Annotated in this window: 18 protein-coding genes; 10 read left to right on the top strand and 8 right to left on the bottom strand. The window is 48.2% G+C overall.

The features are described from left to right. Positions 1–3 precede the first annotated feature (3 nt). Together METLU_RS0117000 and rpoE are read right to left on the bottom strand one after the other, a co-directional pair. Positions 4–546, bottom strand: coding sequence for a sigma-E factor negative regulatory protein (locus METLU_RS0117000; protein ID WP_081679130.1), 543 nt, complete (start codon positions 544–546; stop codon positions 4–6). 13 nt (positions 547–559) lie between these two features. Continuing rightward, complete coding sequence (gene rpoE, locus METLU_RS0116995; RefSeq protein ID WP_027159263.1) at positions 560–1,150, bottom strand: RNA polymerase sigma factor RpoE; 591 nt, start codon at positions 1,148–1,150, stop codon at positions 560–562. Between the two features lie 179 nt (positions 1,151–1,329). Here rpoE and nadB point away from each other — a divergent pair, with 179 nt between their 5' ends. Continuing rightward, positions 1,330–2,937, top strand: coding sequence for an L-aspartate oxidase (nadB, locus tag METLU_RS0116990; protein ID WP_027159262.1), 1,608 nt, complete (start codon positions 1,330–1,332; stop codon positions 2,935–2,937). A gap of 25 nt (positions 2,938–2,962) precedes the next feature. On the opposite strand, the gene METLU_RS0116985 is transcribed toward nadB, so the two are convergent. Next, complete coding sequence (locus METLU_RS0116985) at positions 2,963–3,397, bottom strand: hypothetical protein (protein WP_231383633.1); 435 nt, start codon at positions 3,395–3,397, stop codon at positions 2,963–2,965. A gap of 193 nt (positions 3,398–3,590) precedes the next feature. Between METLU_RS0116985 and METLU_RS0116980 the strand changes: the two genes are divergently transcribed. Both METLU_RS0116980 and METLU_RS0116975 read left to right on the top strand, forming a co-directional pair. Further along, entirely contained in the window at positions 3,591–4,988 is a 1,398-nt protein-coding gene (locus METLU_RS0116980; protein ID WP_027159260.1) for a P-loop NTPase family protein, read from the top strand. Positions 4,989–5,029: 41 nt separating this feature from the next. Beyond that, positions 5,030–5,527, top strand: coding sequence for a hypothetical protein (locus METLU_RS0116975; protein WP_027159259.1), 498 nt, complete (start codon positions 5,030–5,032; stop codon positions 5,525–5,527). Between the two features lie 18 nt (positions 5,528–5,545). Here METLU_RS0116975 and METLU_RS0116970 read toward each other — a convergent pair whose 3' ends face one another. Then, positions 5,546–7,045: an FAD-linked oxidase C-terminal domain-containing protein gene (locus tag METLU_RS0116970; protein WP_036243221.1), complete on the bottom strand. Its 1,500-nt coding sequence runs from the start codon at positions 7,043–7,045 to the stop codon at positions 5,546–5,548. A 29-nt stretch (positions 7,046–7,074) separates the two neighbouring features. Here METLU_RS0116970 and METLU_RS0116965 point away from each other — a divergent pair, with 29 nt between their 5' ends. Continuing rightward, positions 7,075–7,644 carry an IMPACT family protein gene (locus tag METLU_RS0116965; RefSeq protein WP_027159257.1) on the top strand — a complete coding sequence of 190 codons (570 nt, stop codon included), beginning with the start codon at positions 7,075–7,077 and terminating at the stop codon, positions 7,642–7,644. Positions 7,645–7,649: 5 nt separating this feature from the next. Here METLU_RS0116965 and METLU_RS0116960 read toward each other — a convergent pair whose 3' ends face one another. Both METLU_RS0116960 and METLU_RS0116955 read right to left on the bottom strand, forming a co-directional pair. Next, positions 7,650–8,360: a hypothetical protein gene (locus METLU_RS0116960; RefSeq protein ID WP_027159256.1), complete on the bottom strand. Its 711-nt coding sequence runs from the start codon at positions 8,358–8,360 to the stop codon at positions 7,650–7,652. Next, on the bottom strand, positions 8,357–9,370 hold the full coding sequence (locus tag METLU_RS0116955) for a tryptophan--tRNA ligase (RefSeq protein WP_027159255.1): 1,014 nt from the start codon (positions 9,368–9,370) through the stop codon (positions 8,357–8,359). Before METLU_RS0116955 ends, METLU_RS0116960 begins: the two co-directional genes overlap by 4 nt. Before the next feature lie 195 nt (positions 9,371–9,565). On the opposite strand from METLU_RS0116955, the gene METLU_RS0116950 reads away from it, so the two are divergent. From METLU_RS0116950 to METLU_RS0116935, 4 genes are read left to right on the top strand one after another with little or no spacing between them, the layout of a single operon-like run. After that, positions 9,566–9,865, top strand: coding sequence for a pilus assembly protein PilZ (locus METLU_RS0116950; RefSeq protein ID WP_027159254.1), 300 nt, complete (start codon positions 9,566–9,568; stop codon positions 9,863–9,865). Positions 9,866–9,912: 47 nt separating this feature from the next. After that, entirely contained in the window at positions 9,913–10,317 is a 405-nt protein-coding gene (gene queD / locus METLU_RS0116945; protein WP_027159253.1) for a 6-carboxytetrahydropterin synthase QueD, read from the top strand. A gap of 8 nt (positions 10,318–10,325) precedes the next feature. Further along, positions 10,326–10,778 carry a DUF1249 domain-containing protein gene (locus METLU_RS0116940; RefSeq protein ID WP_027159252.1) on the top strand — a complete coding sequence of 151 codons (453 nt, stop codon included), beginning with the start codon at positions 10,326–10,328 and terminating at the stop codon, positions 10,776–10,778. 44 nt (positions 10,779–10,822) lie between these two features. Beyond that, entirely contained in the window at positions 10,823–11,719 is an 897-nt protein-coding gene (locus tag METLU_RS0116935) for a DNA/RNA non-specific endonuclease (protein ID WP_027159251.1), read from the top strand. A 255-nt stretch (positions 11,720–11,974) separates the two neighbouring features. On the opposite strand, the gene METLU_RS0116930 is transcribed toward METLU_RS0116935, so the two are convergent. Both METLU_RS0116930 and recQ read right to left on the bottom strand, forming a co-directional pair. Then, positions 11,975–12,703 carry a helix-turn-helix domain-containing protein gene (locus METLU_RS0116930; RefSeq protein ID WP_027159250.1) on the bottom strand — a complete coding sequence of 243 codons (729 nt, stop codon included), beginning with the start codon at positions 12,701–12,703 and terminating at the stop codon, positions 11,975–11,977. A gap of 93 nt (positions 12,704–12,796) precedes the next feature. Next, positions 12,797–14,950, bottom strand: coding sequence for a DNA helicase RecQ (gene recQ / locus METLU_RS0116925; protein ID WP_081679129.1), 2,154 nt, complete (start codon positions 14,948–14,950; stop codon positions 12,797–12,799). An 82-nt stretch (positions 14,951–15,032) separates the two neighbouring features. Between recQ and gshA the strand changes: the two genes are divergently transcribed. Beyond that, positions 15,033–16,619 (top strand): glutamate--cysteine ligase, encoded by a 1,587-nt coding sequence (gene gshA, locus METLU_RS0116920; protein WP_027159248.1) that lies wholly within the window; start codon positions 15,033–15,035, stop codon positions 16,617–16,619. A gap of 19 nt (positions 16,620–16,638) precedes the next feature. Continuing rightward, positions 16,639–17,370 (top strand): phosphoadenylyl-sulfate reductase, encoded by a 732-nt coding sequence (locus METLU_RS0116915; protein WP_027159247.1) that lies wholly within the window; start codon positions 16,639–16,641, stop codon positions 17,368–17,370. The last annotated feature ends 177 nt before the right edge of the window (positions 17,371–17,547 follow it).

Here is a 17,547-nt window from a genome sequence, read left to right as displayed (position 1 = left end):
TAATTATTCCTGATTGTAAACAGTAACACTGGCAAAGGACTGAAAGTTGACCTCGCCATTGGTATAAACACTGCTGTTGTGTGCCTGAAGATAATCATTAAACCGTGTATTTACTGGATACTGTTTGGTTTGATCCATATAGACAATCGAATCAGAGCGCTGTTCCGGCAATTGTGGCTGAGCCACTTCAATCAGTGAAGCTTGGTATTGTTCAGCATGATAATTCATGCTTTGGCTCGCTATCACGGCGATAATAGCGATAGACGCCGCCAAGGCGCTAATTTTATGGCTACGCTTAAATTTATTGCGTTGAGGCAACATATAAACGGGTTCATATTGGATTTCCTGGCTAATCCGTTCAACAAAATCAGATTTCGGCGACAAAAACAGATCAGTTTTCAGAGCATGACTCACCGCCGCATAGCGGTTCATCTTGTCTCTTAACTCAGCGTTTTGCTGTATTTTTTGTAATAAACTTAAAGATTCGTTAGTACTAAGCTCATTATCAAGGAATTGAGAGATTTTTTGATTCAAATCTTCATGCATCGAAAATCACCATTTAATCGAGCAAGGGGTTTAATTTATTATCGATTGCCTCACGCGCTCTAAAAATGCGCGATCGCACCGTACCAACCGGACAATCCATTGCCACAGCAATTTCTTCATAACTCATTCCCTCGAACTCCCGCAACATGATTGCTGTGCGCATTTCCTCAGGCAACTTATCAATTGCTGCTTTAATGACCTCAACTATTTCCTGATTTAATAAAAGTCTTTCCGGCGTTTCCATGCCCTGTAGTTGAGGTACATTTTCAATTTGTTCCGCATCCTGTATATCTACCTGATAATCAAAGCTTCTTCTTGACCGGGACACCAGGTAATTTTTTGCTGTATTAATAGCAATGCGGTATAACCAAGTGTAGAAAGCGCTATCGCCCCTAAAATTTCCTAATGCGCGATAAGCTTTAATAAAAGCTTCCTGAGCCACATCTTGAGCTTCGCTTGGATCTTTGACATAACGATTCACCAACTGAATAATCTTATGTTGATATTTAACCACCAAAAGATCATAAGCTGACTTATCGCCGTGCTGCACTCGCAACACCAACTCTTTATCTAGTTGTTCGCTTGTCCTTGTTTGATTATTCACTACGGCTCTTTAATTATTGAAATAGACAGAATTAAACCGCATAAGTTCTTTGGATACAAAAAAAATTGCTATCACCCTAAAAAGCTTTATTATCCATAAATACTGACCAGTGACCTAATTTACCGTAACATCAGCACAGCAAAACATTTTTCCTTATTGATTTAATGACAGCTTCTTTTATGCCTTATTCCACAAATTATGATGTCCTTGTTATTGGTAGCGGTGGTGCAGGTCTAAGTTTAGCGCTTAGATTGGCCGAACATCCCATGCGAATTGCTGTCCTTTCAAAACTTGCCTTGACATCCGGCAGTACTTATTATGCCCAAGGGGGCATTTCCGCAGTTTTTGATGCCGAAGATTCTATTGAATCCCATATTGAAGACACGCTGGATGCAGGCGCGGGACTCTGCAATCCTGAAATTGTAAGACTTACCGTTACGCACGGGAAAAGCTCTATAGATTGGCTGCGTCAGCAGGGCGTGCTTTTTACTGAAGAACAAACGCAATCCGGCGAAACAAAACTGCATTTAAACCGGGAAGGCGGCCATTCTCACCGGCGTATTGTACATACCAATGATGCAACAGGTAAAGCAGTGTCGCTGTCATTGATTGAGCGCGCAAAAGAACACGCTAATATCAAATTGTTTGAACATCATAATGTTGTCGATTTAATCACGGCACCAGACTCCGCCGACTCTGTCAAGCGTGTAATAGGCGCCTATGTACTGAACACCCAGACGCATCAGGTCAAGACCATTGCCGCGCGAGTTGTCGTTCTGGCAACAGGCGGCGCCAATAAGGTTTATCTTTATAGCACAAACCCGCAAAGCTCAACCGGCGACGGCATTGCCTTAGCCTGGCGGGCGGGCTGCCGTGTCAGCAACATGGAGTTTATGCAGTTTCATCCTACCTGTCTCTATCATCCTCACCCCCAAGCACGCTCTTTCCTCATCAGTGAAGCAGTTAGAGGCGAAGGCGGCAAGCTGATTCTGCCGGACGGCTCGTCTTTTATGCAGAATTTCGATCCCAGAGGCGAACTGGCGCCCCGCGATATTGTTGCCAGAGCTATAGACCATGAAATAAAAAAGCGGGGCATTAACTGCGTTTACCTGGACATCAGCCATAAATCGGAACAATTTATACGGGAGCACTTCCCTACGATTTATCAGCAATGTCTTGAATTCGGTATTGATATCACAAAAGAACCCATTCCCGTCGTACCTGCCGCGCATTACACCTGCGGCGGCGTTTTAACAGACAGCCATGCGCGTACCGATATCGCCAATCTCTACGCCATAGGGGAAGTCGCCTGCACAGGTCTACACGGTGCCAATCGCATGGCCAGCAATTCGTTACTGGAATGTCTGGTTTTTGCCGATCGCGCCAGCGAAGATATTTTGCAGAAACTTTCCACCATTCCTGCCTGCCCAGATATTCCCGATTGGGATGAATCACAAGTCGGCGATTCGGATGAAGAAGTTGTAGTGTCACATAACTGGGACGAACTGCGTCATTTTATGTGGGATTATGTAGGTATCGTAAGAACCGATAAACGTTTGAACAGGGCTATGAATCGTGTGGAATTGCTTAAAAAAGAAATTGCCGAATACTATGGAAATTTTCGCGTTACCAGCGATTTACTGGAGTTGCGCAATTTGGTCATAGTCGCCGAACTGATCATTCGTTGCGCTCAACAGCGCAAGGAAAGCCGAGGCCTGCATTACACATTGGACCATCCAGAACCAGATGCCAGCAAACCGGCACAAAATACTATTCTGTCTCCCTGAAAGACTTAGACCTATTTTCCACAAATTAAAATTCCTTTAGCAGCGACTCGACTTGTCGAGCCGCCTGCTCGCAGTCTACGGCAGACTTCTCCACATAGTGACTTAACAAAAGCCCAATGTTTAGCCCTTCGCTGTTACGGACTGCATATTCATTGAGAGGAGCGCATATCTTATGCATATGCTGCTCAGCTCTGATTAAAGTCACATGGTTTTGCGGATCATTCTCAGTTTCCGTCAATATCATAACCTCGCTGGTCATGCTATTTTGTAAACGAAAAACATCTTCCACATAGCGTGCAAACTCTTCCCGTGACTGTCTGTTTGCCCCATATCCACTCGCAAAAGGTGTTGCGCATCCTGACAATACCACAGTAATAAAAATCAGTATGCAGCTATGAAAGTTAACCAAATTCTTATTCCATTTTGCCATCTGATTTTTTACTTTACTTAAAGAGCTCATTCAACTAAAACTTCTCAATATACTATAAATTCGGCTCACTTGAGCAGAAAAGAAAACTGTCAAACATACAGCCTCTAAAAACAATAAAATTCTTTTAATATTTTTACTGTTTTTGTATCATCCGGCCCATCTGAGTGTATACTTTTCCAACTCTAAATATAACTATAAATCTAACAAATACGGTTTCAATCTGATGGCTGAAAAAACAGTAAGCAAATATTTGCTCAACCTTGAAAAGAACTTTGCCAGTGATAATCCGGTATTGCAGAAAGCGGCAAAAGTCTTCCATGAGCTCGATCAAATTGAATACGATTTAGGGTTACTCGGCAACGATGAAACAACAGCATGCAAGGATTCCTGGTGGCCGATCGTCAGCCTGATCGGCGGCAACTCAACCGCGAAATCCGGGTTCATTAACAGCTATTTGGGCTCAGAATATATGCTCGCCGGGCTTCAGCCATCCAGCCACAAATTTACTGTGCTGCTGCATAGCAGTCAATCTACCCCAACCATTTTGCCAGGTACCGCATTGGATGTTGATCACCGGTACCCGTTTTATCAAATCAGCCGCAAAATTGAACAGCAACAGGCAGGCGAAGGCGACCGCATCAATTCTTACCTGGAATTAAAAACCATCAATAGCGATCGCTTAAAAGGCAAGCTATTCATTGATGCTCCCAATATTAACGCCGTATCGTCCAATTCAGTTGCTTCACTGTTAATGCGACATACTATCGAATGCTCTGATCTGGTTTTAATTTTTACGGATGCGTTTGATTCAGCAGCACCGCTGGTTGATGAATTAGTTGAAACCATCGTTCGCCATCAGGATACGAATAAATTTGTTTATATCATCAATGAACCTGCAGCAGCGCTAAATCGGGCTCTTAACAATGAAATCATTTCTTCCTGGCAAAGAAAATTATCAGGATTGGGCCTGAATACCGGACAATTTATTGTTTTGTCTACTGTAGAAAATACAATCAATCCTCAGAACCAGGCAGGTTTTGCCGCAATAGATCAACGCATGGTCAATGTGTCCTATGACCGATCCTACCGCGTCCTGCATTCGCTGGAAAAAAGCATCCGCGAAATTGATAACGTCGTGATCCCGGAAGTAACCAAAGGCATTGCGATATGGAAAGACCGTGTGCATTTTTCTACGCTGCTGATTCTGGGATTCATTATCACTTTCGCTCTCTTCGCCGAAATACAAATGGGGATTCTGGATTTATTGATAGACCCGATCATTGGCCCTGTGGTCCTGATTGTTTTGTTAGCCATCATAGTTCCATTACATATACTCATCAGCAAGCTACAAGGTAAATTAATCATCAAGCAGCTAACTGCCAGACAAAAAGAGCTTCACTTAATGGAAAATCTGGCCAAACTCTTTGAAAAAAATCTGACCTTTTCACGCATGTTAATGCCAATTACTGAGCCTGCTGGCTGGAACAAAAAAACCAAAGCCCGTTTATATCAATTAACTGATAAAACCAAGGAACTTGTTCAGTTATTGAATGATAATTTTGGTACTTATAATGATCGGTCATTGGTCAATTATTCGGACCCGCTGAATTTAGCAAATTAATCTGAACCGTTAAGTTTTCCTGCGTCGCTTCTTGTGGTTACATGGCTATTTTAAAGCAATATCTGGCGCTTTGCTGGTTTCAAAGCAACCCGCTTGCGCTGCCTAGATCAGTTGATTTTTTCAAACAAAATTTCTGGTTCTATTATATTGTTGAATTTTTCATACAGGTGAATATGGTTGATGATCCTGTAGAATCGTTTTATGAGGTTAGCCTGGAAACAGCGCTAACCTTTTTGTTTATAGCGATCATGCTGATTCTCAACAAGTCCCTGTACGCATTTATCCAAACGTCAACCGCTTTTCTATTTTGTGAAAATGTAGTCGCTATTTTTGTCGTGCCAGTGATAGTCTGGCTAACCACCACCGATGATGCTTTAAGCTATTACACATTTGCCGCCTTGGCCTTATGGCAGTATGCTTTGATTGCTTATCTTATCCAGCGCATCCTGTCCGTTAACCTTTCTGCCGCCCTAGTTTTGTCCTTCCTTTATTTCATGGTGACTTACGGCGGTGCTTTCGCCCTGGCTCAAGTCATTTAGCGCGGCCGCCTGGCGGCATCAGAATCTGTCCAATTCAGGATGCGCCACTTCGCCCTGGTGCACATGCATAGCACCTAATTCAGCACAGCGATGCAATGTAGGCACGGCCTTGCCGGGATTGAGCAGGCCTTTTTCATCAAATGCTCTTTTTACAGCATGAAATTGAGTTAATTCATTATTGGCAAACTGAATACACATGTGGTTGATCTTCTCGACACCTACCCCATGCTCACCTGTAATCGTTCCACCTACTTCAACACTTAATTTCAGGATGTCACCGCCAAACTGTTCAGCTTTTTCCAGTTCTCCTGCATGATTGGCATTGTACAAAATCAACGGATGCAAATTACCGTCGCCAGCGTGAAATACATTAGCCACGGCCAAACCGTATTTTTCAGATAAATCGCCTATATTTTTCAGTATTTTTGCCAGAAAACGCCTGGGAATCGTGCCATCCATGCAATAATAATCCGGTGAAATACGCCCGACTGCAGGAAACGCCGACTTGCGGCCTGCCCACATTTTTTGCCTTTCCTGCTCGGACTGAGCAACCCTGACGTCTATCGCTCCGCCATCCGTTAATAGTGCGACCGCTTTATCCAACTCTTCCTCGACCTGCTCCCTTGCACCATCAAGCTCGCACAGCAGTATTGCCTCTGCATTATTGGGGTAGCCTGCATGAATAAAGTCTTCGGCCGCCTTAATTGCCGCCTTGTCCATCATCTCCAGTCCGGCAGGAATCAAACCGGCCGCCACAATGTCCGCGACCGCCTGCCCGGCCTTTTCGATATCGTCAAAGGCTGCCAGCACAACCTGCGCCTGTTCAGGAGTGGGCAACAGCTTGACCGTTATCTCAACAATAATGCCCAACATACCTTCCGAGCCGGCTATTAACGCCAACAAGTCCAACCCGGCACTATCCAGGCCGTGCGAACCGATAGTGACAAGTTCGCCGCCCATGGTCAGCATTTTAACGCGCAGAAGATTGTGCGTAGTCAGTCCGTATTTAAGACAATGTACGCCTCCCGAATTCTCGGCGACATTGCCGCCTATCGTGCATGCGATCTGTGATGATGGGTCCGGCGCATAATAAAGCCCGAAAGGCGCAACCGCCTGCGAAATAGCCAGATTGCGCACGCCCGGCTGCACAACAGCCAAGCGGTTGGCAATATCGATTTCAAGGACTTGATTGAGCTTGGCCAAACTTAACAAGACACCGTTAGCCAACGGCATCGCGCCCCCTGCCAACCCTGTACCTGCTCCCCTGGCGACCACCGGCACGCCTTGCTGATAGCAGAGACGCAATATACGCTGAATTTGTTCGATCGTTTCGGGCAATACGACTAGCCAGGGCACGCAATGATAAGCCGAAAGACCATCGCACTCGAATGGTTTTAAGGCTTCCTTCTCGAAAATAATAGATGCCTGCGGTAAAAACGTTCTAAATTCATTGATCAACACATTGCGGTCAATCTGATGATGGATTGTTTCCGACGCATGTGGCTGAATTGTTATCATAAGTCATCGCCAATCAATAAGAGCCAGCCATGTATTGTGTCAAATCGAAACTGACAATAGAAGACACAATCAAAAAATCCCGCTTCATCGGAGTGATTGTTCCCTGCGTTAATGAGAACGAGGCATTACTGAACCTTAAACAATTGCATGCCGAACACCCCAACGCCAATCACATTGCTTTCGCTTATCGCATCAAAACCGACTGCGGCTTTATCAACCGTTTCCATGATGCGGGTGAGCCAACCGGTACGGCCGGAAAACCGATTTTCCAACATATCGAGGGCAAACAACTGATTAACCTGTTAATTGCCGTGATCCGCTATTTCGGCGGCGTCAAACTGGGCGCAGGCGGACTGACGCGTGCTTATGGCAATACAGCCAAAAGCGTCATCGAGGCGGCGGAAATTTACCCGTATGTGGAACTGGCAAGAATCCGGTTAACGTTGGATTATAACCAAATGCAGCCGCTCGAATATCAATTGAAAAAACTTGATGGTCAGATTGTAGAACAGCATTTTGCCGAACAGGTCAGACTGCTGATTCAATTGCCGGCTGACAATGTAGACATATTGCTGCAAAGCTTTCCGGGGAACGCTTGAGATTTCTAGTCGGAATCAAAAATTGTCTGATAAGAGACATACATCAGCGTTGAAACCAGCATATATAAAACCGGCGTCAGCAAAGGCATCATGCCACCGCCAATAAACACGACGGCAAAGAGAAAACCTAACAATTTGTACATAGCATTTTGATGTCTGGTAACGGCCTTATTGCCTTGTTCCTTTGCCTGGCTCCAGGTATAGTTTTTGAAAAGCATCAATGGATAACTGAACCAGCTTGCGAACGTGGTCAGTATTAACAGAACGAAAATAAGCGCCACGATTGCCGAGGAATAAAGCCATCCTGTCAGTTGCCGCCATGATTTATCCTCCATATTCTCAGGCGTAAACTCCCAATAAAAGAAAAACTGGGCAATCTTCTCCCATTCCTCGTTATAAATGTTGGCAATCAGTCTAAAGACAAACCAGCAAAATACGATGCTGAGAGCCGCCAGCAAGGCTAATGGCAAACTTTTACTGATCGCCCAGTAAAGACTAACAGAATGCCCGTCCGAACTTTTCAAATCAGTATATTTTGCCACACCGACGCCGACAAACAGACTCGTCACCGACAAAACGACGCCCAGAGCCAGCGACATACGCCCGGCGCCTAACAGGAGTCCGATAAACAGCGTGTATCCGATCCAAATCGAAGGCGCACGGCTGATCAACCATAAAGCCTGACTGAGCCAGCCGCTGAAACTGGTTCTTTTCACGCCGAGATCCGTGAAATACCGACGGCCTGGCGCAATTCCTTGATAAAAGGCGCGCTGATCGCACGTGCTTTTTCGGCGCCTTCCCGCAATTGCTGTTCAATGTGCCCCGGCGCCTGCATCAATGCTTCATAGCGATCTCTCGCCGGCGCGATTTGCTCATTGATATGCTCGAACAAGATCTGTTTCATTTCCCCCCAGCCAATACCTTCCGCATAGCGCTGGCGAATATGAGCCACTTCCGATTGCATAGCGAAGGCTTTGTAAATACTGAATAACGTGCAGGTGTCCGGATCTTTGGGCTCACCGGGTTCCTGGGAGTTGGTTTTGATCTTGTTGATCAGCTTCCTTAATTTTTTCTCAGGTTCGAACAATGGAATGGTGTTGTTATAACTCTTGCTCATTTTGCGGCCATCCAGTCCCGCCAGAGTTGCGGCATTGTCGTCGATAACAGCCTCGGGCAATACAAAGTGCTCACCGTAAATATGATTGAATCGTCCCGCGATATCTCTGGCCATTTCAATATGCTGAATCTGGTCCTTGCCGACCGGCACTTTGTGGGCATTAAACATCAAAATATCGGCGGCCATCAGGATCGGATAACTGAATAAGCCCATGGTCACGCCTTTATCGGGATCGTTCTCACCGCCTTCCTCATTTTCTGCAACCGCCGCCTTATAGGCATGCGCCCTGTTCATCAAACCCTTTGCCGTTACACAAGTCAGCATCCAGGTCAGTTCCATAATCTCGGGCACGTCGGATTGCCGGTAAAACACGGCGTTCGAGGTATCCAGCCCCAAGGCCAGCCAAGTTGCCGCAATCTCCAGACTGGACTGGCGAACCCGCTCCGGCTCCTGGCATTTAATCAGCGCATGATAGTCGGCAAGGAAATAAAATGGCGAAACATTAGCATCTTTGCTGGCTGCAATAGCCGGCCTGATAGCGCCGACATAATTGCCCAAATGGGGTGTGCCTGTGGTAGTGATTCCCGTTAAAATTGTTGCTTTGGTCATTCGATAATACTCAAGTCCGATTGTGTTTGGCCTATCATATTACATAAATTCAGGCTAATATCCAGTAGCTCAACTCAATTAATAATCCTGCTGCAAATCATCACCCATCTGTGTGCTTTTTATAGTACACTGCGCCGCTAAAGCTATGCGGCTAAAGTAAATGTAACAACCAACAATATTGGCAGGGGAAATCATATGATGGAGTATGATGAAAAACGCGGCTACGCTCGCATGGAGGCAGACTGCGATATCATCTATAAACTCGCTGACTCAAGTGAATATTACCGAGGTCGCTGCACGTCCATCAGCGGTGCTGACGTATCATTTATTGCCGACCGGTCTTTTGATCCAGGTAAAGCCATGGAGATCAATGTAGTTCCTAAAAATACTATAACGCCGCCGATGACGGCTTTTATCGAGGTAGTCAGAAGTACGAAACGCGAAAATGATCACTACGAAATTGCTGCTACCATAAAAAGCATAAAAGGAGATTAATCTCCTTTATTATTGAATATTGAAAACCACGAAGCTGTTCTATTTATATGTTTACGATTACCAAAGAGGTCTATTTCTGCTACGGCCACCGGTTAATGAACCACCCAGGCAAATGCCGGAATCTGCACGGCCACAGCGTCAAAGCCTCGATTTCGATACAGCAGGAGCAACTTAACGATCAAGGCATGGTCTGTGATTTTTCCGACATCAAGGATTGTGTTGAAAGCTATATCGATCAGCAACTTGACCATAATTTCCTGCTGCATAAGGATGATCCGATCATCCCCATGCTGATTGAAAACAACGAACGTTTTCTCGCTCTGGCCGAACACCCTACCGCCGAAGTGCTGAGTAAAATGATTTATCAACATCTGAAACAGGCAGGTTTTAACGTCGCTCAGGTCGTATTATGGGAGACGGCCAGCGCCTATGCCTGCTACAGTGAAAACTGACATCCGCTATGGGCCTTCTTAATCCGATCAACAAGTCATTCTGCCTGGAACAAGTCTGCGCGTCCAACTACCGCAAGCTATTTCAGCTGATTCCCGATCTGCTGGCTTTTAAAGAAAAAGCCATCGGTCTTGCACCTGACAGAACCACACTGCACCTGGAAGTCATTGAACGCACTCCGTATACCATGACCGTGGATCTAAGCCACTGCTTCAAGAAAAATCCCAATGAATTTCTGGAGCCCGCCGTAAAAATAAGGATTTATCTCGATGCACAGCTGGCGGAAGTGTTGAGCGACCATGCTCGGAAAAGTGTGCCGAGCACATTTAAAGACCCCGGCTTGAGCCTTGAAATCATGAATTACAAATGGCGCTTAAACTATTTCCTGCAAAAATGGCTGGATCACTGTTTAAAACATCACTATCAATTCAGCAATAAACCATCGATAGAAGCCTTGGCATAAGCCCTATCAAACCGTCTAAAAGCTGACCCAAGCTTTAACTCGCTATGCGCAGAAAACCACGCACATCAAACTGGCTTATACTACTGACAAGCCTATTTCGTATCGGTCGCAAGCATCCTGCATTGTTGCTGTTGATTATCGCGCTCGGAGCGGGCGGTTATGCGTATGAAGTCAAGATTGCCCGCCCGGCCCTGCTTTTTCAGGGCGCCCCGAGAGCACACGATGCGGCAAACTACGAAACCTGGTTTCGAATATTGCGCAATGACGGATTTATTCTGGGTTATTCCGACTTGCGCGGCAATCCTTTATGGGTGGAATACGTGCTAACCCCGCTTCCCGAAAATGAACCCTCCTTAAAGCGCCCCAACCGCTTTGAAACGGACTGGCGCAGCATCAACCGCGTCAGCCATGACAGCTACCAGCAGAGCGGTTATGACCGAGGGCATATGGCGCCGAATTACGCGATCAGCCGGCTTTACGGCAAAGAGGGACAGGTCGACAGCTTTTTAATGACCAACATCAGCCCGCAGAAATCCAAGCTGAACCAGCGCGTATGGCAGCGCCTGGAGGAAATCGAAATCCAGCATTTCGCCAAAAGATTCGGCAAAGTCTGGGTCATCACAGGCCCGGTATTTAACGGAACCATAGAACGCCTGAAGTCAGATTGGACAGTGGAAATACCGGATGCCTTTTATAAAATATATATAGCGAAACCCAATCCTAATGCGCATCCTATTGCACTGGGCTTTGTAATACCGCAAACGGTCAAAGGCAAAGAGCCGTTGATGCAATTCGTGACCAGCGTCGACCATATAGAAGCGCAAACCGGCCTGGACTTTTTTCCTGAACTGGACGACAAGGTCGAAGATGCCGTGGAAGCAAGGGTCGATCCATCAATATGGAGTCTGCCAGCCCTCAGTAAACTACCCCCGCGTTATTGAGACTAATCAGCGTCTAAGCGAATGCCCTTCCGCTATCCATGACAACCATCAGTGCATAAAGAAAATTTGATGCCTCAGTTTATTAAACAAGCATTTCTTGATCTAGCTCAACTTTGATATTGCAAAGTTTGTTTAAATAGCCTCGCTCTTAGCGCAATATTGCTGAAAATTCCTCTCACGCAGCATATCTGTCTAAGTTCTACCTACATAGAATTACTAATTTTTAGATCCAACGAGCTTTGGGCTGTTCGGCGATTATTCTGTATAAAAGCCAAACAGCCTTTTTTTATCGATGATTTTCAATTGCTTGGATTTCACTTCAATCAACTGCCGCGATTGAAAATGATGAATAATACGGCTGACCGTTTCATGTGCGATCCCCAGATAATTGCCTATTTCCTCACGCGACATGCTCAGGCGAAACTCCAGCTCCGAGTAGCCCCGCATTCTGAGCCGTTCTGAAATATGCAGAATGAAACAGGCTACGCGCGCTTCCGCTGACCGGCGGCTGAGCATCATCTTTTGCACCTGGCTATCATACTGATCACAGGACCGCTGCAGCAGCACTTGGCTTAAGCCCGGAGTTTTAACGGCCAGCATTTCAATTTTCTGGGCCGGCAGATGGCAATAATTCACCGTCTCCAAAGCAATGGCCGTACAGTTATGAATTTGTGACGACAGACCGTCAAATCCCAGCAACTCCCCGGGCAGAATAAAATCAACAACCAGCTCATTGCCGTTTTGATCGAAACTGAGCAGTTTTGCGCTGCCGGAGCGTAAGGCAATAATGCCTCTGAACGGGCTGCCGGCATGATAGATGGCCTCACCCTTCCGACGGATATTGTTCCTGTTGACCAATAAACCGAGCTCACCAATTTCTGAACTGGTCAGTCCTTTAGGAATGCATATGTTATCCAGGTTACAGTTTTCACACGTGATGGTCGATTTATTGGTCAATGGATGTGGCGCGGTTGGATCTATCATGAGGTCAGACTGAGGAAAGGACATTGAAATAGGCGACAAATCTATCAAAAACTTAGCTTGGTCACAAGCACGCCCGGTTTATTGAGCAGCGCATTACAATAGGGATTGATGCAGCAGAGCAGCCCTGACACAGCGCAGAATACCGTAACTGTACTGGCCGCCGAACCGCTCAAAGACGGGCTTGAGCGCATTTTTCCGGTCTTCCGGCAGACTGATGAACGCATCCTCTATCAGCCTGATTTCCGGTTCCGGCAATTCAATGACATCCGCCAAAGCCAATAGTCCCTGTTCCAGGGACTGAGATAAATGATCGTAGACGGTCGTCTCCTGCAGTTCCCGTTGCCGGGCAATCTGTTTCACGCTGTATCCCAGCCTGAATAAGGCCACCGATTCGGCTATGGTATCGGACAAACCGATCGGTCCATTATTTTCATTATCGACAAATTCGCTGAGGACAGCCAGAAACTCATCGCCATAAAGCGCCAGTTTGCGTTCGCCGATACCCGACAACAGCCCCATTTGCTGATGCGTCACAGGCTTGGCTTCCAGCATGGCCATCAAGGTTGCGTCATGGAAAATGACATACGGCGGCACATCCTGCGCATCAGCCAGCTCGCGGCGCTTGGCGCGCAGCGCATTCCAGAGCAGGGCATCCTGGCTGTCGACAAACTGCCGGCTTTCGCCTTTGCTGCGTTTAATCTTGCCGGGCTGCAAATCCTTGCGCAGCATCAACTGCTGCTCGCCGCGCAGAATCGGGCGGCACGCCTCCGTCAACTTGAACGCGCCATAGCCGTCAAAATCGACCGCGACCAGCCCTCGGGCGACCAGCTGCCGAAATACCGAACGCCACTGATTTTCGTCCAGTTCCTTGCCGATGCCGAAAGTGGATTGCCGATCGTGACCAAAGCTTTTGATCCGTTCATTGTCCTTGCCAAGCAGCACATCGATCAGATAATTGACGCCGAAGCGCTGCTCAGTACGGTAAATGCACGACAGCGCCTGCTGGGCGGCCAGCGTGCCATCCCACGTCACTACCGGCTCCAGACAGGTATCGCAGTTGCCGCACGGTTGCGCCAGGATGTCGCCAAAATAGCTCAACAGGGCCTGCCGGCGGCAATGCACCTGTTCGCATAAGGCCAGCATCGATTCGAGCTTATGGTATTCGAGCCGCTTGTGCGCTTCGTCGGCGTTCGAATCGGCCAGCATTTGCCGCAGCGTGATGACATCCTGCAGGCCGTAAGCCATCCATGCATTGGCGGGCAGCCCGTCACGCCCCGCCCGGCCGGTCTCCTGATAATACGCCTCGACGCTTTTAGGCAAATCCAGGTGCGCGACAAAGCGCACGTTCGGCTTATCGATGCCCATGCCGAAAGCGATCGTGGCGACAATCACGAGCCCGTCCTCCATCAGGAACCGGTGCTGATGCTGCTGCCGCAGATCGGCGGTCATGCCGGCATGATACGGCAGCGCATTGATGCCCTTGGTTCGGAGCCATTCGGCCGTCGCATCGACTTTCTTGCGTGACAGGCAATAAACGATACCGGCATCGCCGGCATGCTCGGCACGGATAAAATCGAGCAATTGCTGCCTGGCATTCTGCTTCTGCACGATCCGGTAGCGGATATTGGGGCGATCAAAGCCGCTTTGGAACAGCCGGGCCTGCTCCAGTCCCAGACGCTGCATGATTTCCTGACGGGTTTTTTCATCGGCCGTGGCCGTCAGCGCGATACGCGGAATATCGGGAAAACGCTCGTGCAGCATCGAAAGCTGCAAATAATCGGCACGGAAATCATGCCCCCACTGCGAGACGCAATGCGCCTCATCGATCGCGAACAAAGCGATTTCAAGACGTTCGAACAACGCCAGCGTACGCGCCGATGTCAGCCTTTCCGGTGCGATATAAAGCAGATCGAGTTCGCCGCGCAGCAGTTGCTGTTCGATAATGCGCACGTCTTCCTGTGCCAACGTCGAATTGAGAAACGCAGCTTTTACGCCGACCTGAAGCAACGCGCTGACCTGGTCCTGCATCAATGCGATCAGCGGCGAAATGACGATGCCGACACCAGGCCTGATCAGGGCCGGAATCTGATAGCACAGCGACTTGCCGCCGCCGGTCGGCATCAGAACCAGCGCGTCCTGCCCGGCCAACAATTGCTCGATAACGGCTTGTTGCTGCCCCCTGAAATGGTCATAGCCGAAAACTGTTTTGAGGATTTCAATGGGCTTGCTGGGCACGGATTCCTTCACTGCGATAATATTTCTTCAATCAGTTAATACCTTCTATAATAGTCAGATTATATCAGGACTGCAGGGTACAGACGCCCAATCTATGACTCATTTGAATAATAAGCTTTCAACACGCTTCGACCAAATTCTGGCAAACGGCCAGCAGCGCCTGCTCTGCGGGGGATCTAAAGGAATTGAAAAGGAAAGCCTTCGTATATCCAAAGACGGCTTCATTGCGCAAACTCCGCACCCGAAAGCGCTGGGCTCCGCTCTGACCCATCCTTATATCACGACGGATTATTCCGAAGCCCTGATAGAATTGATCACGCCGCCGTTTACCGACATCAAGGATACCCTGGCATTCCTGCATAACACGCACCAGTTCGTCTACGACCATCTGGACAACGAAATGCTGCTGGCCGCGAGCATGCCCTGCGGCATCGACGGCGATGAGAGTATACCGATTGCGCAGTACGGCTCGTCCAACATCGGCCGCATGAAGCACGTTTACCGGCACGGCTTATGGCACCGCTACGGCAAAACCATGCAGGCCATTGCCGGCATACACTTTAATTATTCCGTGCCCGAAGCCCTCTGGCCCGCCTTGTACGAACTGGAAAAACCGGATGTCAGTCCGGAACAGTTCAAAGCCGATGCCTATTTCGCGCTGATCAGAAATTTTCAGCGCCAGGGCTGGCTGATCCTGTATCTGTTCGGCGCATCGCCCGCCATCTGCAAGAGCTTCTTCAAAAGCCGTCCGGCGCTGATGGCCGGGTTTGACGAGTTTGACCCGGGCACCCTGTACCATCCTTATGCAACCTCTCTGCGCATGAGCGATATCGGCTATAAAAGCAAAAATCAGGCTAACCTGCAGATCGATTACAATTCGCTGTCCGGCTATGTCAGCAGTCTGGGCAAGGCCATCGCCACGCCTTATCCGGAGTACGAAAAAATCGGCACGGTCGTGAACGGGCAATACCGGCAACTGAACAGCAATATCCTGCAGATCGAGAACGAATTTTACAGCACGATCCGGCCTAAACAGGTGGCCGAATCGGGCGAAAAGCCGACGCTGGCGCTCAAGCGCCGAGGCGTGCGCTATGTGGAAATGCGCTCGCTTGACCTGGATGTCTTCAACCCTATCGGCATCGATGAAGGCAAAGCCCGCTTCATAGAGGCACTGTTGCTGACCTGTTTGCTGAAAGACAGCCCTTTGATATCCGAACAAGACCACCGCATCAATAATGCCAATCAGCTGGCCGTTGCGCAGTTCGGCAGAAAGCCGGGGCTGGAACTGGACAGACGCGAGAAAAAAATCCCTTTACGGGAATGGGCCGCCGAAATTCTGGCAGACATGCAGCCGGTCTGCGACATACTGGACGGCGATGATGCCAGTAAACCCTACAGCCAGGCTCTCAAGCAACAGCAAAAAATCGTCGACGATCCCGACCTGACCGCATCGGCACGCATACTGAAACACATGGTGCATCAGCAACAGCATTTCGGCTGCTTCTCGCTGAACAAATCGGCCGAGCATGAACAATATTTCCGACAGCGCAAACTCGATGGCTACAATACCGATCAGTTCAATGAACTTGCCGAACAATCGCTGGCCAAACAAAGAGAAATCGAGGGCCGTGATCAACTGCCTTTTGACGAGTTTTTAAAACAGTATTTCGCGCAAAGCTGACTTTATACCGCTGACCATCATGACCACATTCAACATCGAAACATTACAAACCGAACTGGAGCAGAAAAACCCGCGTGTCATCCTCAAAAAAGCACTGGAGCTGTTCGACAACATCGCCATTTCCTTCAGCGGCGCCGAGGATGTCGTGCTGATCGACATGGCCGTCAAGATCAGGAAAGACATTCCGGTTTTCTCCCTGGATACAGGACGCCTGCATCCTGAAACCTATCGTTTCATCGAAAAAGTCAGAAAGCATTATCAGATAGACATTGAACTGCTGACGCCGGACCGGGACGTGCTGGACCGCTTCGTGAAAAGCAAGGGTCTGTTCAGCTTCTACGAAGACGGTCACCAGGAATGCTGCGGCATCCGCAAAGTCGAGCCCTTAAAACGCAAACTGGCGCATCTGGACGCCTGGATCACCGGTCAGCGCAAGGACCAGAGCCCCGACACCCGGCAAGCCATTCCCGAAGTGCAAATCGATACCACGTTCTCGGCCCCTGAGCACACGCTGGTCAAATTCAACCCGCTGGCCAACTGGAGCTCGGCACAAGTATGGGATTACATAGAAGCCTGGCAGGTGCCCTATAATGAACTGCACGAAAAAGGCTTCATCAGTATAGGCTGCGAACCCTGCACCCGTCCTGTCCTGCCCAATCAGCATGAAAGAACCGGTCGCTGGTGGTGGGAATCAGGGGCTAAAAAAGAATGCGGTTTGCATGCTGGCAATCTAAAGAGCAAAAACGAGTAAAAAAGGCGAAGCAGTCGGCTTGTTATCGCCATTACAGGGCTGTTTGTTCTATAATTTTTCAAAAGTAAAAACGCTGAAGGCCGGGCTGGGGAACGAAACCCGGCCTTCGGACAACGAAGAAACGGAGTTTCCGCAAAAGCAACCCAGACTACGAGCTAAGGAAATCGTGCCCATATC

It is taken from the genome of Methylobacter luteus IMV-B-3098 (assembly GCF_000427625.1).
GTDB classification, from domain to species: Bacteria; Pseudomonadota; Gammaproteobacteria; order Methylococcales; family Methylomonadaceae; genus Methylobacter; species Methylobacter luteus.
This window is presented reverse-complemented; position numbering and strand designations above follow the sequence as displayed.

Excerpts from the sequence above, each read along its gene's own strand:
- METLU_RS0116935 (WP_027159251.1), top strand. The coding sequence starts at position 10,823 with ATGCGCAGAAAACCACGCACATCAAACTGGCTTATACTACTGACAAGC.
- METLU_RS0116915 (WP_027159247.1), top strand. The coding sequence starts at position 16,639 with ATGACCACATTCAACATCGAAACATTACAAACCGAACTGGAGCAGAAA.
- METLU_RS0117000 (WP_081679130.1), bottom strand. The coding sequence starts at position 546 with ATGCATGAAGATTTGAATCAAAAAATCTCTCAATTCCTTGATAATGAG.
- METLU_RS0116965 (WP_027159257.1), top strand. The coding sequence starts at position 7,075 with ATGTATTGTGTCAAATCGAAACTGACAATAGAAGACACAATCAAAAAA.
- METLU_RS0116940 (WP_027159252.1), top strand. The coding sequence starts at position 10,326 with ATGGGCCTTCTTAATCCGATCAACAAGTCATTCTGCCTGGAACAAGTC.
- METLU_RS0116985 (WP_231383633.1), bottom strand. The coding sequence starts at position 3,397 with ATGAGCTCTTTAAGTAAAGTAAAAAATCAGATGGCAAAATGGAATAAG.
- METLU_RS0116955 (WP_027159255.1), bottom strand. The coding sequence starts at position 9,370 with ATGACCAAAGCAACAATTTTAACGGGAATCACTACCACAGGCACACCC.
- METLU_RS0116970 (WP_036243221.1), bottom strand. The coding sequence starts at position 7,045 with ATGATAACAATTCAGCCACATGCGTCGGAAACAATCCATCATCAGATT.
- queD (WP_027159253.1), top strand. The coding sequence starts at position 9,913 with ATGTTTACGATTACCAAAGAGGTCTATTTCTGCTACGGCCACCGGTTA.
- gshA (WP_027159248.1), top strand. The coding sequence starts at position 15,033 with ATGACTCATTTGAATAATAAGCTTTCAACACGCTTCGACCAAATTCTG.
- nadB (WP_027159262.1), top strand. The coding sequence starts at position 1,330 with ATGCCTTATTCCACAAATTATGATGTCCTTGTTATTGGTAGCGGTGGT.
- METLU_RS0116975 (WP_027159259.1), top strand. The coding sequence starts at position 5,030 with ATGGCTATTTTAAAGCAATATCTGGCGCTTTGCTGGTTTCAAAGCAAC.
- METLU_RS0116930 (WP_027159250.1), bottom strand. The coding sequence starts at position 12,703 with ATGATAGATCCAACCGCGCCACATCCATTGACCAATAAATCGACCATC.
- METLU_RS0116980 (WP_027159260.1), top strand. The coding sequence starts at position 3,591 with ATGGCTGAAAAAACAGTAAGCAAATATTTGCTCAACCTTGAAAAGAAC.
- METLU_RS0116950 (WP_027159254.1), top strand. The coding sequence starts at position 9,566 with ATGATGGAGTATGATGAAAAACGCGGCTACGCTCGCATGGAGGCAGAC.